This is a genomic window from Pseudogemmobacter faecipullorum, from assembly GCF_020539525.1.
Classification (GTDB): Bacteria; Pseudomonadota; Alphaproteobacteria; order Rhodobacterales; family Rhodobacteraceae; genus Pseudogemmobacter; species Pseudogemmobacter faecipullorum.
The window spans coordinates 108,631-124,376 of the sequence record NZ_JACDXX010000007.1 but is presented as its reverse complement, the minus strand read 5'-3'; the positions used below and the strand labels follow the sequence as shown (position 1 = coordinate 124,376).

At 64.0% G+C, this 15,746-nt stretch carries 14 protein-coding genes; all 14 read right to left on the bottom strand.

Annotation, left to right across the window (positions count from 1 at the left end):
- Positions 1–6: 6 nt before the first annotated feature.
- The 14 genes from purQ to H0485_RS09295 all read right to left on the bottom strand — a co-directional run bounded on the left by purQ (position 7) and on the right by H0485_RS09295 (position 15,726).
- Positions 7–675, bottom strand: coding sequence for a phosphoribosylformylglycinamidine synthase subunit PurQ (gene purQ / locus H0485_RS09360; protein WP_226935110.1), 669 nt, complete (start codon positions 673–675; stop codon positions 7–9).
- Positions 676–1,101: 426 nt separating this feature from the next.
- The gene (gene recN, locus H0485_RS09355; RefSeq protein WP_226935109.1) at positions 1,102–2,772 is read right to left on the bottom strand and encodes a DNA repair protein RecN; all 1,671 of its coding nucleotides are present in this window, start codon (positions 2,770–2,772) and stop codon (positions 1,102–1,104) included.
- 83 nt (positions 2,773–2,855) lie between these two features.
- On the bottom strand, positions 2,856–3,704 hold the full coding sequence (locus H0485_RS09350; RefSeq protein ID WP_226935108.1) for an outer membrane protein assembly factor BamD: 849 nt from the start codon (positions 3,702–3,704) through the stop codon (positions 2,856–2,858).
- Positions 3,705–3,958: 254 nt separating this feature from the next.
- On the bottom strand, positions 3,959–4,903 hold the full coding sequence (gene lpxC, locus H0485_RS09345; protein ID WP_226935107.1) for a UDP-3-O-acyl-N-acetylglucosamine deacetylase: 945 nt from the start codon (positions 4,901–4,903) through the stop codon (positions 3,959–3,961).
- Between the two features lie 225 nt (positions 4,904–5,128).
- Positions 5,129–6,847, bottom strand: coding sequence for a cell division protein FtsZ (gene ftsZ, locus H0485_RS09340; protein ID WP_226935106.1), 1,719 nt, complete (start codon positions 6,845–6,847; stop codon positions 5,129–5,131).
- 279 nt (positions 6,848–7,126) lie between these two features.
- Positions 7,127–8,461 carry a cell division protein FtsA gene (gene ftsA, locus H0485_RS09335; RefSeq protein ID WP_226935105.1) on the bottom strand — a complete coding sequence of 445 codons (1,335 nt, stop codon included), beginning with the start codon at positions 8,459–8,461 and terminating at the stop codon, positions 7,127–7,129.
- On the bottom strand, positions 8,458–9,411 hold the full coding sequence (locus H0485_RS09330) for a cell division protein FtsQ/DivIB (protein ID WP_226935104.1): 954 nt from the start codon (positions 9,409–9,411) through the stop codon (positions 8,458–8,460). The genes ftsA and H0485_RS09330 overlap by 4 nt, the downstream gene beginning before the upstream one ends.
- Complete coding sequence (locus tag H0485_RS09325) at positions 9,399–10,316, bottom strand: D-alanine--D-alanine ligase (RefSeq protein WP_226935103.1); 918 nt, start codon at positions 10,314–10,316, stop codon at positions 9,399–9,401. Before H0485_RS09325 ends, H0485_RS09330 begins: the two co-directional genes overlap by 13 nt.
- A gap of 75 nt (positions 10,317–10,391) precedes the next feature.
- Positions 10,392–11,315 (bottom strand): UDP-N-acetylmuramate dehydrogenase, encoded by a 924-nt coding sequence (murB, locus tag H0485_RS09320; protein WP_226935102.1) that lies wholly within the window; start codon positions 11,313–11,315, stop codon positions 10,392–10,394.
- 72 nt (positions 11,316–11,387) lie between these two features.
- Positions 11,388–11,624 carry a DUF2484 family protein gene (locus H0485_RS09315; protein ID WP_226935101.1) on the bottom strand — a complete coding sequence of 79 codons (237 nt, stop codon included), beginning with the start codon at positions 11,622–11,624 and terminating at the stop codon, positions 11,388–11,390.
- A 66-nt stretch (positions 11,625–11,690) separates the two neighbouring features.
- Positions 11,691–12,020, bottom strand: coding sequence for a hypothetical protein (locus H0485_RS09310; protein WP_226935100.1), 330 nt, complete (start codon positions 12,018–12,020; stop codon positions 11,691–11,693).
- A gap of 9 nt (positions 12,021–12,029) precedes the next feature.
- Positions 12,030–13,454 carry a UDP-N-acetylmuramate--L-alanine ligase gene (gene murC / locus H0485_RS09305; RefSeq protein WP_226935099.1) on the bottom strand — a complete coding sequence of 475 codons (1,425 nt, stop codon included), beginning with the start codon at positions 13,452–13,454 and terminating at the stop codon, positions 12,030–12,032.
- Positions 13,451–14,563: a UDP-N-acetylglucosamine--N-acetylmuramyl-(pentapeptide) pyrophosphoryl-undecaprenol N-acetylglucosamine transferase gene (locus H0485_RS09300; protein WP_226935098.1), complete on the bottom strand. Its 1,113-nt coding sequence runs from the start codon at positions 14,561–14,563 to the stop codon at positions 13,451–13,453. The genes murC and H0485_RS09300 overlap by 4 nt, the downstream gene beginning before the upstream one ends.
- The gene (locus tag H0485_RS09295; RefSeq protein WP_226935097.1) at positions 14,563–15,726 is read right to left on the bottom strand and encodes a peptidoglycan glycosyltransferase FtsW; all 1,164 of its coding nucleotides are present in this window, start codon (positions 15,724–15,726) and stop codon (positions 14,563–14,565) included. The genes H0485_RS09300 and H0485_RS09295 overlap by 1 nt, the downstream gene beginning before the upstream one ends.
- Positions 15,727–15,746: the final 20 nt, after the last annotated feature.

Genomic DNA, 15,746 nt, shown 5'->3' with positions numbered 1-15,746 from the left:
AGGCGCTCAGGCGAGCGCCAACCCGCCCATCAGCGCCGCAAACAATGCCGCGCCATCGGCCGAGCCATGCAGCGGCTCAAAAGCGCGCTCGGGATGCGGCATCATGCCCAGCACCCGGCGGTTTTGCGAAAGCACGCCGGCAATATCGCCCATCGAGCCATTCGGATTGTCGCTATAGGTAAAGGCGATACGGTCCTGATCGCGCAGCGCTTTCAGCTCTTCCGCCTCCAGCGTGTAATTGCCGTCATGATGCGCGATCGGCACCCGGATTTCCTGGCCGAGGCTGTAACCGGAAGTGAAATCCGAAGCGGTGGTGGCGACCTTCAGGCCAATGGTGCGGCAGATATACTGCAGGCCCTTATTGCGCATCAGCGCACCGGGCAGCAGGCGCATCTCGGTCAGGATCTGGAAGCCATTGCAGATACCGATGGCATAGCCACCCTTTTCGGCATGGGCCTTGACCGCGCTGCTGATCGGCGATTGCGCTGCAATTGCGCCGCAGCGCAGATAATCGCCATAAGAGAAACCACCCGGCACGCCGACGATATCGGTGCCGGCGGGCAGCTCGCTGTCTTTGTGCCAGACGCGGGCAACCTCAAAGCCAGCCTTTTCAAAGGCTACGGCGAGGTCGCGGTCGCAGTTGGATCCGGGGAAGGTGATGACGGCGGCTTTCATGGCGCTCTCCGATACGGGGCCGGGTCTGGCGCAGGCCCGCTATGCCGAGGGAATGCCCCCTCTTAGCGCAAGGCTCTGCCGGGTTCCAGAGCCGAAGCGGCCTCAGGACTGCCGCCGGGCCGCAGGCGATCAGCCTTTGGCCGAGGCCCGGATCGGACGCTCATAGGCATCATCCGAGGGCATGATCCGCGGCAGATACGAGGACAGAAGGCGCGACAGAAACGCGGCAAACATGGGAAAACTCCAACAGGTCGGGACAGAAAACATCCTGCCCCGATCCTAGCACTTGCTGCGGCGCAGAAAAATATGCCGCAAATGCAAAGCCGCCCCGGCACAAGGGCATAGCTCGGCCTGAAAACGCTGAGAAATCAATAAAGCCCCGGAGGATAAGCCAGAGGCGGCGCAGAGCCGCGCCAGGCCAGCCTTTCAGGTGCCGGGAATCAGCGCCAGCGCCGCCTGGCGTGCCGCATCGGTGACCCGGTCCCCGGCCAGCATGCGCGCGATCTCCTCGACGCGCTCTTCCATTGCCAGCGGCACCACGGTCGAAAGCGTGATTTCCTGGCCCGCGCGGCTGACCACAGATTTCTGCACCCGCCAGTGATGCGCCCCCAGCGCCGCCACCTGGGGCGAATGGGTCACCACCAGCACCTGGGCATTTTCCGACAAGGCCTGCAGCCGCCGCCCGACCGCATCGGCAGTGGCGCCGCCGACGCCGCGGTCGATTTCGTCGAAAATCATCGTCAGCCCCGCGCCACCGCCGGTCAGACAGACCTTCAGCGCCAGCAGGAAGCGCGACAGCTCGCCGCCGGAGGCAATTTTGTTCAGCGCGCCGGGCGGTGCGCCCGGATTGGTGGCGACGGTGAAGGTCACCTGATCCTGACCATCGGGGCCAGGCTCGGCTGCGGTGATCACGCTGCGAAACACCGCGCGCTCCATCTTCAGCGGTGCCAGTTCGGCCGCCATCGCCGTATCGAGCTGGCTGGCCGCAACCGCACGCTTACCGCTGATCAGCGCGGCCTCATCTGCATAGACCGCCTCGGCCGCCTTCAGATCCGCGTTCAGCTGCGCCAGCCCGGCCTCGCCCGCATCCAGCGCATTAAGCCGCGCCCTGAGGCTGTCGGCCTCACGCGCCAGATCATCAGGGGCCGTGCCATATTTGCGCGCCAGCGCCCGGATGGCGAAGAGCCGCTCTTCGCAGGCTTCCAGCTCGGCAGGATTGAAATCCAGCGCATGCAAGGCCGATTCGACGCCGGACTGGGCCTCGGAAAGTTCGATTAATGCACGTGACAATGCCGCCAGCGGCTCATCAAGCCGCCCTTCGGCCCGGTCAGACACCCCCTCCAGCCAGCGGGTGGCATCGCGCATCCGGCCTTCAGCCCCCTCCTCGGCCAGCGAGGCCAGCGCGCGCGAGACATCCTCACGGATCCGCGCCGCACCCTGCATCATCCGCCGCTTAGCGTCGAGCACCGCCTCCTCGCCCGGTTGCGGCGCCAGCTTATCGAGCTCACCCACGGCATGGCGCAGGAATTCCTCTTCGGTCCGGGCGCGGGCGATCGCCTGTTCTGCCGCCTCCAGCGCCTCCGCTGCCTGGCGGCGCTGCCCCCAGAAAGTGCGTAAAGGCGCCAGATCATAGCCACCGAAAGCATCGAGCAGCGCCCGGTGGCCGCGCGGGTTCAGCAGGCCCCGATCATCATGCTGACCATGCAGCTCAACCAGGCTTTCCGAGAGATTGCGCAGCACCTCGGCCGAGACGCGGCGGTCATTGGCCCAAGCCTGACGGCGGCCATCGCTATGTGCAAGCCGGCGCAGGATCAGCTCGCCCCCCACCTCGCCCCCGACCTCAACCCCGGCCTCTTCCAGCACCTGCACCGCCGGATGGCCCGGCGGCAGGTCGAAGACTGCGGTGACCTCGCCTTTTTCCGCGCCCTGGCGCACCAGATCGGCCCGGCCCTTCCAGCCCAGCACCATACCAAGCGCATCGAGCAGGATGGATTTCCCCGCCCCGGTTTCTCCGGTCAGGACATTCAGCCCCGGGCCGAGCGCCAGCGACAGCCGGTCAATGATCAGAATGTCGCGAATATCGAGCGAAATCAGCATGGAGGCACCAGAACGCAGGCAAATGCAGGTTGGTCCGGAACAAATCAGAAACAGAGGCGCATGTCACGCCCCTGTCTGCCTGATCAGAGCCATTCGCCGCGGATCATCTGCCGATAGGCTTTGGACAGCCAGGAATTGCCTTTGGCCTCGGGCGAAAGCCCCCTGCCCTTCAGCAGGTTATAGCCGTCCTGATAGAAGGGCGAAGACTGGTAGTTATGGCCCAGGATCGCACCGGCGGTCTGGGCCTCGGCCTCAAATCCAAGCGCCAGATAGGCCTCGATCAGGCGATAGAGCGCCTCGGCGGTATGGCTGGTGGTCTGGAAATCCTGAACCACGGTGCGGAACCGGTTCAGCGCCGCAGTGTAATGGCGCCGCTTCAGATAAAAGCGCCCGATTTCCATTTCTTTCGCCGCCAGATGGTCGAAGGCGAGATCGAATTTCAGGATCGCCGAGCTGGAATATTCGCTGTCGGGATATCTTTCGATCACATCACGCAACGAGACCAGCGCCTGGAAGGTCAGGCCCTGATCGCGGCCGACATCCTCGATCTGGTCATAATAGCTCAGCGCCATCAGATAGGCGGCATAGGGCGCTTCTTCATCATCGGGGTAGAAATCGAGGAAGCGCTGCGCGGCGGCGCGGGCCTCTTCGTATTTCTTCGCCTTATGATTGGCGAAGGCCTGCATGATCAGGGCACGGCGGGCATATTGGGTATAGGGATAGAGGCGCTCGACCTCTTCGAAATATTTAAGAGAATCAGCGGGGCGGCGCCCGGTTTCGAGCTTGATCTCGCCCTGACGGTAGATTTCCTCTGCCGTCATCGCGCCAAAGTCTTCGCTGCCGCCGGAGCTGTTTTTGCTGCCACAAGCCGCCAGCACACCCGAGAGTAGCATGACCGCTGCGAAATGCAGTCCCGGTGCCTTGCCTGCCATCTTCCGCCTACCCCAACCTGACTTCCTTTAGCGGAGCCGACCGTAAGACGGCTTCCGTGCCCGCAGCCTTTCCGGGACAGGGGATCGGTGCCTGGGCTGAAGGCGCCGGGGCCCAAACCTGCCCGGGCAATGCCCGGCGATTTGTTTGTGTCCTAGCACAGAAAAATCGGCTGCGCAAAACGCCTTTCTTCCGGTGAGCAAGGAAGCAGGCTCTGCGCCCGGCCCCGGGTCGGGGGCCCGGCACGACCGGAGCGTCAGGCGGCCTGGCGACGCAGCGAGGGCAGATCACCGGCATGCACGCCGGCACCGGGCAATTTACCATTAATGCCGGCAGCGGCGCGCTCGATACGGTAATTGGCCGGATCCTCGAACAGCGCGCGCAGCAGGCGGTTGGTCATGGCATGACCCGCGCGCAGCCCGGTATAGCGGCCAAGGATCGGGCCACCGGCCAGCGCCAGATCACCGACCGCGTCGAGCATCTTATGGCGCACCGGCTCGTCCTTGTGGCGCAGACCACCCGGCGAGACCACGCGAGCCCCGTCAAAGACCACGGCATTATGCACCGTGCCCCCCAGCGCCAGGCCACGCTCACGCATCGCATCCACATCGGACTGGCGGCAGAAGGTGCGGCTGTCCGAAAGTTCGCGCACGAAAGCGCCATTCGACAGTTTCAGGCTGCGCTCCTGGACGCCGATCGCAGCCTCCTCAAATTCGATACGGAAGTCGATTTCCAGCATCTCGGCAGGCTCAAGCCGGGCCACAGCCTCGCCTTCGCGCACCTCTACCGCCCTGAGCACCCGCACGGCACTGACCGGGGTTTCCAGCGAGACCAGGCCCACCTTCAGGAAGGCAGCAACAAAGGGTTCCGAGGAGCCATCGAGGATCGGCACTTCGCCGCCATCGATGCGCACCAGCGCGTTATGAATACCCATGCCGGCAAAAGCCGCCATCAGATGCTCAATCGTCGAGACCGAAACCCCATCTTCATTCTCGACCACAGTGCACAGCCGCGACGGCGTCACCGCGCTCCAGATCGCCGGGATCTCAGCATTTTTGTCAGAGCCTGCGGCGATAAGATCGCTGCGCAGGAAGCGAATTCCATGGTCTGCCGGGGCCGGAAGCACAACCATACGCACCGGCCGGCCGGTGTGGAGACCCACGCCGACGAAGCTGACCGAACATTTAACTGTGTTTTGCACCTCAGTGCCTTCCATTCTGCTTAAACCAGGAGAAGCCGCGCCGGATCGGATCTGCTCACGATCCTGTGCCGCCCTCGTTAATCTTAGTTAGTCAATGGTCACCGGAAGCTCAATTCACCTTTTGCAACGGTTTGTGACACTGGGTGTCACAATTCCAAATCATTGATTCAAAAGAAAAAGGGGCCGAAAATCGGCCCCTTCCCCTTCAGTTTCTTCTGCCTGTAATCAATTGGCCTGGCGGCGCAGGAAGGCCGGGATCTCGATCCGGTCCTGATCTGCACCGGCTTCCGGCTCCTCGTCATAAGAGGTGACCGGCGGCTGATGGCGGGCCGGCGGGGCGCTGGCGCGCTCGGCCTGGGCGGTGTCGAGATGGCCTGCCATCCGGTTGATCAGCGAGCCGATACCAAAGCGCGGACGCGCCGCTGCGGCCGGGGCCTGGGGCTCAGGCGCACGCTGCTGCGGCGCGGCCGGAGCAGCAGCCGAAGGCGTCTTGCGCACAGCGGCCTGAAGGCGCGCCATGGCTTCCGGCGTCGGCTGACCCGGGGTGCGCGGACGCGGCGCAACGAAGCCGGCCGCATCAGCATCAATCGCCGAAGGTGCCGGACGGGCGGCCTGGCCTACCGGAGCCTGCGGGCGATAGGCCGGCGGCGGCAGATCGTGACCGGCATTCGGATCTTCATACTGATCGGCCTGGGGATGGAAGGCCGGGGCCTCCACCTCGCCTGCCGAGAACAGATCAGCCTCGGGCTGCGGCTGGCGCGGCGCTGGTGCAGCCTGCTGGGCGGGCTGCTGGAAATAGGCCTGTTGCGGAGCAGGCTGATAGGCCGGCTGCGCCGCGGGCTGATAGTTTTGCTGCGGTGCGGGCTGCCAGGCCGGCTGCGGCGCTGCCTGACGCGGAGCGGCTGCCGGGGCCGGATCAAGCTGCAACGGCTGCGCCATCGGGCGACGGGCGACCGGCTGTTCGGGCTTGGCCTGGCTCATATCGATGCCCGTGGCAACGACCGAAACCCGGATCCGGCCTTCCATGGTGTTATCAAGCGTCGAGCCGACGATGATATTGGCCTCCGGATCGACTTTCTCGCGGATGATATTCGCCGCCTCGTCCAGTTCGAACAGGGTCAGATCATGGCCGCCGGTGATATTGATCAGCACACCGCGTGCGCCATTCAGGCTGATCTCATCAAGCAGCGGGTTGGCGATGGCCTTCTCGGCGGCCTGAACGGCGCGATCATCGCCCTCGGCCTCACCGGTGCCCATCATCGCCTTGCCCATCTCATCCATCACCGAACGGACATCGGCGAAGTCGAGGTTGATCACGCCCGGGCGCACCATAAGATCGGTCACGCCTTTGACGCCCTGATAGAGCACATCATCAGCAAGCGCGAAGGCCTCGGTGAAGGTGGTGCGCTCATTTGCGAGGCGGAACAGGTTCTGGTTCGGAATGATGATCAGCGTGTCGACGACCTTCTGCAGCGCTTCCAGACCCTCTTCGGCCTGACGCATCCGCTTGCCGCCCTCAAACTGGAACGGCTTGGTCACCACACCAACGGTCAGCACCCCCAGCTCACGCGCCGCCTGGGCGATGATCGGGGCCGCACCGGTGCCGGTGCCGCCGCCCATGCCGGCGGTGATGAAGCACATATGCGCGCCTGCGAGGTGATCGACGATCTCTTCGATCGATTCCTCGGCCGCGGCCGCGCCCACGCTCGGGCGTGCGCCCGCGCCCAGACCCTCGGTCACTTTAAGGCCGATCTGGATCCGCGAATGCGCAAGAGATTGCTGCAACGCCTGGGCGTCGGTATTCGCCACCACGAATTCGCAGCCCTCGAGCTGTTTTGCGATCATGTTATTGACCGCATTCCCGCCCGCGCCGCCCACACCAAAGACGGTGATGCGCGGCTTCAGCTCTTCGCGCTGGTTCGCCATCGTCAGATTGAGTGCCATGGTTTCGCCTGTCCGTTTTTTATGCCGCTGCGGCCTGTCTTCTCGTGTCGCCCCTTCCCGGTCCCGTAGCTGCGAGCCGCCGGATCTGCATCCATCAGCATCGGGCCAGAGGTTTTGGGTGAAGACCGGACCTGTCCCGGGGCCGGTCTTACGGGATATTCAGGAAACTCTACTGCCATAGAGGAAGGAGGTCACGAGAAAAAATCCCGCGACCTACAAAATATGGGGGAATCCCGCCGCAAATCGGCGGAATGTCGATAAATTCTCTGTATCCTGGGGTTACCAGTTGTCCTTGAACCACCTGAATGCCCTTCGCAAAGAACGCGCCGGATATCTCTCGGCAGGAACCTCGAAGTCCCACCATTCATCCTGGGGATGGGCCGCGAAAAGGCAAAGCCCCACCGCCGAGGCAAAAGCCGCGCCGGTGGCCGCCTGAGGCAGGCCCTGAACCCGCAAAGGCCGACCCAGCCGGACCCTGTGGCCAAGGATCCTCTGGGCCAGCATATCCAGCCCCGGGATCTGGCTGCCGCCACCGGTCAGCACGATCTGCTGGCTGGGCAGATGGTCAAAGCCCGCCGCATCCAGAACCGACCGGGTCTCCTCGAGAATTTCCTCGACGCGCGGGCGCATGATGCCGATCAGCTCGGTGCGGCTGATCTGGCGGCGGTCCTTCTCCCAGTCGCCGCTCTCGCCACCGAGCTCGATCAGCTCGCGGTCATCCATACCGGTGGCGAACAGCCCGCCGTGCCGGGTCTTGATCCGCTCGGCATCGCCGATCGGGATATAAAGGCCCTTGGAAATATCCGAAGTCACATGATCGCCGCCCATCCGCACGGTATCGGCATAGATCATGTGCTTTTTCATAAAGATCGACAGGCCGGTCGCACCGCCGCCGAAATCAATGCAGGCCGCGCCCAGCTCCTGCTCATCCTCCACCAGCGAGGAGATCGCCGAGGCATAGGCCGAAGAGGCAATCCCCGCCAGTTCGAGATCGCAGCGCCGGATGCAGTAGAGCAGGTTCTGAATGGCCGAGGCATCAACCGAGAGTATATGCATATCACAGGTCAGCCGGTGGCCGATCTGGCCACGCGGATCGGCCAGACCCGACCGGTGGTCGAGCGCGAAATTGACCGGCTGCGCATGCAGCACCTCGCGCCCCGGCCCGATATCGGGCACGTCGCAGGCCGCCAGCACCCGGGCGATATCCTGCTCGGTCACCACATTATCGGCGAGATCAATCTCACCGGCGAGGCCGTAGCTGCGCGGCTCGGCACCTGAGAAACAGGCAATCACATGGTCAACCCGGACGCTGGCCATTTTCTGCGCCGCCTGCACCGCGGTGCGGATGGCGCGCTCGGTCTCATTCATCACCGAAATCTCGCCAAAGCGCACCCCGCGCGAGCGGGTGGTGGCGGCACCGATGATGCGGAACTGTGACTGGCCCGCCATCGGCCCCACCCCCTCAACCTCGCGCAGACGGGCCTCGCCGTCAAAGCGCAGGATGAGGCAGGCAATTTTAGAGCTGCCGACATCGAGAATGGCAATCACGCCCCGCTGCATGGCAGCGCGGCGCATATTTCGCATGGCACGTTGTGTCTGGTAGAGGTCGGTCACAATTCGGTCTCCACGATAGCAAGCCCCTTGGCGCGGCGAAGTTCATTCATCGCATAGGAGGTAAGGCGAAGCGTCGGTCTTGCAGCGATCCGCAGATCCACCGCCGTCAGATCACGGGCGAGAATATTCTGGGCATGATCCAGCGCCAGCAACCGCTCAAGCGCCCGCACCGGCTGGGTTTCGGGCAGCATGATGCGCTGGCCGCGATCAAGCGCCAGATCCCAGCGGCGCTCGCCGATGCGGATCAGGCCGCGGATCCGGCTGGACACCGGGCCTGCGGCTGCGAGAATTTCCAGCGCCTCGGCGGCATGAAGATCGGCGCCCTCGCCGGCAATCAGCGGCAGATCGGCCCGGTCGCCGCGCTCAATCAGGCTGGCCACCCGGTGACCGCCGTCATCAAGCAGCGTCAGCCCCTCTGCCGTGCGCCAGACCAGCACCGGCTGGCGCTCGGTGATCAGCACCTGCAGCACCCCGCCCGAGCGCACACGCAGCTCGGCCGTCTTCACCGCATCCAGCGCCTCAAGCCGGCCCCGGGCGGCATCGAGATCGAGATCAAACGAGCTTTGCGGCAGATTCAGATTCAGCCGCGCCCGCACCGCCTCAGACAGTTCAGGCGAGCCCCCCTCCACCGAGGCGAGCGCGACCATAAATTCGGGTCTTTGCTCGAACTTCTGGCGCAGATCGGTAAAGACCTGGATCACCCCGGCCCGACGCGCATCATCGGCAATATAGAGGCCGGCGGCAAAGAGCAGAACAAAAACCGGCAGCCCGACCCGCAGCAAAGCGCGCAGATAGGGGGTCAGCATGATCCGCTGCATCCGGTAGGCCCAGAGCGAGGGCGAGGGATCGTGACGGATCACCGGGCGGCGGGTCAGTGGCGGTTCGGCCCGGCCATAGCGGGGATCTGGGCGTCTTGCAGGAAGGATGCGAAACGGGATCAGCGATCGCATGTCGCATCCCTCACAAGCCGGTCACAGAGCTCGGGGAAAGAAATGCCGCAAAGAGCCGCCTGTTCGGGGGCCAGGGAAGTGGGGGTCATGCCCGGCTGGGTATTGACCTCAAGAATGATCAGCCCCGCCAGACCACGCGCATCATCATAGCGGAAATCGACCCGGGCCAGCCCACGGCAGCCAAGCACCGCGCAGGCTTTTTCCGAGATTGTCAGGCAGGCTTCGGTGATCTCTCTGGGCAGTTCGGCCGGAAGCACATGGCGTGAGCCGCCGGTTTTGTATTTGGCGTCGTAATCATACCAGCCATCGGTGATGATATCGGTGACGCAGAGCGCCTTACCATCGAGCACCGCCACGGTCATTTCGCGGCCCGGCGCATAGGCCTCGACCAGCACCTGTTCAGGCATGGTCTCAGCCAGGCGCGGCGCGTTTGAGCCCTCGCGCACGATATAGACCCCGACCGACGAGCCCTCAGAATTCGGTTTGACCACATAGGGCGGCGGCAGGACATGGCCCTCGGCCACCGCCTCACGCGAGACGATCACCCCATGCGGCACCGGCAGACCGGCCTCACGCAGGGCATCCTTGGCCCGGGTCTTATCCATGGCCAGCGCAGAGGCGAGCACCCCGGAATGGGTATAGGGAATGCGCAGCCATTCGAGCAGGCCCTGAACGCAGCCATCCTCGCCCCAGCGGCCATGCAATGCATTGAAAACAACTTCGGGAGGGTTATCCATCAGGCGGCGCGGCAGATCCGGACCCGCGTCCAGCCCTTCCGCCTCATAACCCGCCGCGCGCAACGCTTTGAGGCATTCCGCACCGGACGAGAGGGAGACCTCACGTTCGGCCGAAAGGCCACCCATCAATACCGTTACGCGGGGCAATCTGCCCGATCCACCCGCCATCACTGCCTCACAGGGTCTTTGCGACCCTTATCTTGATTATTAACGGCTTTTTTCGCCGTTACGCCTGCCATTCTTTCATGCGGATTTCTCACCGACCCGCATAATTTCCCATTCTAGCGTGATCTTGCTGGATTGGAACACTTTTTTTCTGACCGCCTCTCCCAGCTCCTCCAGATCGGCGGCACTCGCCCCTCCGGTGTTCAGCATGAAATTGGCATGCATCGGTGACATCTGTGCCCCGCCGATCCGGGCGCCGCGCATTCCGGCCGCATCGATCAGCTTCCAGGCTTTCAGATCATGGACATCATCCGCCTTTCCGGTCGAGGAAAAACCGGCAGGATTGCGGAAAGTTGATCCGGCGCTGCGCTCTTTCACAGGCTGGCTGAGATCGCGTTTCGCCAGCTGCTCTTCCATCCGGGCCGCGAGCGCAGCCGGGTCCGCTGCGGGCGCGCGGAAAACCGCCGATACGATCACCGCCCCTTCCGGCAGGTCAGACTGACGGTAGCGCAGGTTCAGCCCGGCGGCTTTCAGCGTCAGCACTTCGCCCTGGCGGGTGATCAGGCGGATTTCCTCAAGATGATCTGCCACATAAAGCCCATAGCAGCCGGCATTCATCCGCACAGCCCCGCCGATCGAGCCGGGAATGGTGCGCAGGAAGGTCAGATCACGCCCGGCCTCGGCTGCTTTGCGCGCGACATGAGCGTCGAGCGCTGCCGCCCCGGCCGTCACTTTATCGCCCTCAACCGTGATGGTATTGAAACCGCGGCCAAGCCGGATCACCACGGCACGCAAGCCGCCATCGCGCACGATCAGGTTGGAGCCGACCCCCATCGGGAAAACCGCCACTTCCGGCGGCAGAGCCCGCAGGAACTCAGCAAGGTCGGCCTCATCGGCAGGCTGAAACAGCCAGTCGGCCGGACCACCGACCCGAAGCCAGGTCAGATCCGCCAGCGAGCGATCAGGGGTAAGGGTTCCGCGGGGGGTGGGGAGCGTGATCATAGGCTGTTGGTAGCCGCGAAGCCCGGGGATCCGCAATCCCCTGCCCGCAGGGCTGCGCAAAGGGGTGCCGGTTCAGCGGCGCATGGCGCGCCAGAGCCAGATCAGCGGCCAGCGCAAAACCAAGGCCCCGCCGGCCAGCACCAGCATGCCCCAGAGCGGCCCGGCCTCGGCCGTAACCCAGCCGACCATCGGAATCCCGCAGGCGATCAGCACCAGCGCCGCACGCCAGTGTTTATCGCGGCTGGGCAGCATGGCGATCAGATTGGCGGCGATCAGCCAGAGGAAGGCAAAGATCAGCGGTGTGGTCATGGCCGCTCCGATCGGTGCAGCGCCAGCCTAGAGGTGAAGGCGGAAAGCGGGATCATCTCGCACGCCTCACAGCAGGTTCACACAGAGCACAATCACCCCGGCAGCATAAATCAGCCCAAGCCCCAGCCCCAGTTTCCATGAGCGGCTCAGCACCAGGCCGATCACAATCCCGGCAAGCGGCCCGATGACAATGGCAATCGCCAGCAAGGCCTGTTCAAGCCCGGCGAGATAATGGCCGCTGGCGGTGCCCGCCAGATACCATAGCACCGCCACCAGCCCGACCAGCGCCAGCCCGGCCCCGGTCAGGGCAAGATGCCAGCCCCGGCGCATCCAGGCCCGGGTGACCAGCGCCGCCAGAGCGGCCACCACCAGCAGTCCGAGGCAGATGAGCGGCAAAGGCACCGCTCAGCCCGGCAGATCGGCGAGTTTTGCCGGCAGATTATTCGCCCAGGCTGAGATCGTACCGGCACCGAGGCAGACAAAAATATCGCCCGGACGGGCCTGTTCGCGGAACAGCCGCCCGAGATCGGCCTCATCAAAGATCGCGCGGGCATGACGATGGCCATGGGCGATCAGCCCGGCCACCAGATCATCGCGGCTGGCACCGGGGACCGGCTCCTCGCCTGCGGCATAGACCTCGGCAATCGCCACCACATCCGCCTCGTTAAAGCAGGTGCAGAAATCCTCAAACAGGTTCGACAGGCGCGAATAGCGATGCGGCTGATGCACCGCGATCACCCTTGCGCCCGGATTGGCGCTGACCGCCTGACGCGCCGCTTTCAGCACCGCGGCAATCTCGACCGGATGATGGCCATAATCATCAATGATCGGCACGCCATTCACTTCGCCCACCCGGGTGAAGCGGCGGTTGACCCCGGCGAAACCGGCCAGGGCGGCGCGGATCTCTTCTTTCTTCATGCCCAGATGACGGGCGACGGCCACAGCGGAAAGCGCGTTTGACACATTGTGATTGCCCGGCATGGGCAATTCGCAGCCTTCAATAATCGAACCTTCTTCTTCGTTCTGAAGCTGGATATCGAAGACAGATCTTCCATTTTCGAACCTGAGGTTCAAAGCTCGCACATCGGCCTGGGCGCTGAAGCCAAAGGTGACCACCTGGCGGTCGGTGACCTTGCCGACAAGGGCCTGCACTTCGGGATGGTCGATGCAGCAGACCGCCACACCGTAGAACGGGATATTGGAGACGAAATCGAGAAAGCCTTTGCGCAGGTTCTCAATCGTGCCCCAGTGCTCCATATGCTCGGGGTCGATATTGGTGACGATGGCAATCGTCGCCGGCAGGCGGTTGAAAGTGCCGTCGGATTCATCGGCCTCAACCACCATCCATTCACCCTCGCCCGCCCGCGCGTTTGAGCCATAGGCATGGATCACGCCGCCATTGATCACGGTCGGGTCAAAGCCCCCCTTGTCGAGCAGCGTCGCCACCATGGTCGTGGTGGTGGTTTTGCCATGCGTGCCCGCAACCGCGATATTAGAGCGCAGGCGCATCAGCTCGGCCAGCATCTCGGCCCGGCGCACCACCGGCAGTTTGCGCTGACGCGCCTCCTGCAGCTCAGGATTCTCTTTGCGGATCGCTGAGGAGATCACGACAACTGCCGCCTCGCCCAGGTTCTGCGCACTCTGGCCGATGAAAATCTGCGCGCCCAGAGAGGCCAGGCGGTCGGTGATTTTTGAGGCTTTGGCATCCGAGCCCTGGACCTGATAACCCAGCGTCAGCAGCACTTCGGCAATGCCCGACATACCAATGCCGCCAATGCCCACGAAATGGATCGGGCCAAGTTCAAGCGGCAGTTTGGTAGCGGCACTCATTTAATCTCTCCAGCCAGGTCCTCGACAAGCGCGACCAGGTTTTCAGTAGCATCGGGTTTGCTGACGCCCAGGGCACTGGCGGACATCTGTCGCGCCGCAGCAGGATTGCCGAGGACCGCAGCCATCTGCAGGGCCAGCGCCCCGGCGTCAAGCAACTTTTCCGGGATCATCACCGCCCCGCCGGCCTCAACCAGGCCCCGGGCATTGGCGGTCTGGTGATCGCCGGTCGCGGCCGCGAAGGGGATCAGGATCGCGGGGCGGCCGATCACCGAGATATCCGCAACCGAGCTGGCGCCCGAACGCGAGATCACCAGCTGCGCCTCGGAAAGGCGGCGCGGCACATCCATGAAGAAGGGCTCAATCTCGGCGCGGATCCCGGCCCCGGCATAGGCGGCGCGGGCACGTTCGGCATCTTCATCGCGGGCCTGATGGGCCACGCGCAGGTTGTTCTTCACCGCCTCGGGAAGCAAAGCCATCGCGGCCGGCACCACTTCGGAGAGGATACGCGCGCCCTGGCTGCCGCCGATCACCAGGACAGACATCGGATAATCTCCGGGCGGAATATAGGGGGCGCCCGCGCGCGCCAGAACCGCGCCACGCACCGGATTGCCGGTGGCAATGCCCTCGACCCCTTCGGGCAAAGCCGCAGGCCAGGTGCCGCAGGCCATACGGTCAACCCGCCGGGCGAACAGGGTATTCACCTTGCCCAGCACACCATTCTGCTCATGGATCATCCGCGGCAGCCGCAGCAGCGTCGCCGCCGACAGGGCCGGGATCGAGGGATAGCCGCCAAAACCCACCACCACAGCCGGACGGTCGCGCAGCATGGCGAAAAAGGCCGAAAGGATACCGCTGCCGATGCGCAGCGGCGCCAGCAGCTTTGCCGCCATCCCGCCACGGGCGAAGGTGGCCGAAGCCACTTTCTCAACCCTGACTGTATGCGGGAAGCCGCCGGTATAGCGTGCGCCGCGTTCATCGGTCGACAGGATCACCCGCCAGCCCCGCGCCAGCATCGCCTCGGCCAGAGCCTGGGCCGGGAACATATGCCCACCGGTTCCGCCCGCTGCAATCAGCAGCAGCGGTTGCTTTTTATTGCCCGAATCCGCCATCAGCGCCTCCGGCCAAACAGCTCAGCCATCCGGTCACGCGGACGGGTCCGGGTCAGCGCCAGCAACATGCCGACCGTGATCCCGGCGGCAATGATCGACGAGCCACCATAGGAAACGAAGGGCAGCGTCATGCCCTTGGCGGGCAGCAGCCGCACCGCCACACCCATATTGATCATCGCCTGAACCCCGAGGATGCAGGCAAGGCCCGATCCTGCAAGGCGGGTAAAGGTATCGCGCTCGGCAGTCAGGCGCATCAGAGAGCGCACCACGACAATGCCGAACAAAGCCAGGATGACGAGCACGAGGATCAGCCCGTATTCCTCTGCCGCGACCGCAATGATGAAATCGGTATGCGCGTCGGGCAGCGACCATTTCACCTGGCCCTCGCCCACGCCCACGCCAAAGAAACCGCCCTCCTGGATCGCATTCGCCGCATAGCCGAGCTGGGTACGCGGATCGACATCGGGAGAGAGGAAACCGTCAATCCGGCGGGCAAAATGCTCGGATGAGCCATAGGCGATAAAGCCGCCGAAAGCGACAATGCCTGCGACCGAGCCGATCAGCAGCATCGGCGCTCCGGCGACGAAATATATCACGCCCCAGGAGAAAACGATCAGCGCCGACTGGCCAAAGTCGGGCTGCATGGCAAGGAATCCAACCACGATCATCAGCAACAGCACCGAGATCAGCTTGCCGGGCGGGCCACCGACATTCTGCGCAGCAGCCATCAGCCAGGCAGTGATAATCACGAAGCCGGGTTTCAGAAATTCCGAGGGCTGCAGCGAGATCCCGGCCAGCGACAGCCAGCGCGTGGCGCCTTTACCATGATCCTGACCAATGACCGGCAGCGCCATGACCAGGATCAGCGCCAGCAAAAATCCGATGATCCCGAGACGACGAACCAGGCCAGGCGGGGCCATCGACAGGCCAAACATCACGAGAAGGCCCAGAATGCCAAACACCGCCTGGCGCTGCACATAATAGAAATCGGGCAGGTCATTGCGGCTGGCCAGCGGCACCGAGGCGGCAAGCCCGAGCAGAAGGCCGATCCCGAACAGCATCATGATCGATGTCAGCGTCCAGCGGTCTACCGTTCGCCACCAGCGCGGCAGAACCGGCTCGCGTGCTGCAACAGGTGCGGAACCATAGACCATCTCAGTCATGGGGATACTGCCTCGGATAT

Bases quoted from the DNA above. Each gene is read 5' to 3' on its own strand.
- purQ (WP_226935110.1), bottom strand. From the start codon at position 675: ATGAAAGCCGCCGTCATCACCTTCCCCGGATCCAACTGCGACCGCGAC.
- recN (WP_226935109.1), bottom strand. From the start codon at position 2,772: ATGCTGATTTCGCTCGATATTCGCGACATTCTGATCATTGACCGGCTG.
- H0485_RS09350 (WP_226935108.1), bottom strand. From the start codon at position 3,704: ATGGCAGGCAAGGCACCGGGACTGCATTTCGCAGCGGTCATGCTACTC.
- ftsZ (WP_226935106.1), bottom strand. From the start codon at position 6,847: ATGGCACTCAATCTGACGATGGCGAACCAGCGCGAAGAGCTGAAGCCG.
- H0485_RS09330 (WP_226935104.1), bottom strand. From the start codon at position 9,411: ATGCGATCGCTGATCCCGTTTCGCATCCTTCCTGCAAGACGCCCAGAT.
- H0485_RS09325 (WP_226935103.1), bottom strand. From the start codon at position 10,316: ATGGCGGGTGGATCGGGCAGATTGCCCCGCGTAACGGTATTGATGGGT.
- murB (WP_226935102.1), bottom strand. From the start codon at position 11,315: ATGATCACGCTCCCCACCCCCCGCGGAACCCTTACCCCTGATCGCTCG.
- H0485_RS09315 (WP_226935101.1), bottom strand. From the start codon at position 11,624: ATGACCACACCGCTGATCTTTGCCTTCCTCTGGCTGATCGCCGCCAAT.
- murC (WP_226935099.1), bottom strand. From the start codon at position 13,454: ATGAGTGCCGCTACCAAACTGCCGCTTGAACTTGGCCCGATCCATTTC.
- H0485_RS09300 (WP_226935098.1), bottom strand. From the start codon at position 14,563: ATGGCGGATTCGGGCAATAAAAAGCAACCGCTGCTGCTGATTGCAGCG.
- H0485_RS09295 (WP_226935097.1), bottom strand. From the start codon at position 15,726: ATGACTGAGATGGTCTATGGTTCCGCACCTGTTGCAGCACGCGAGCCG.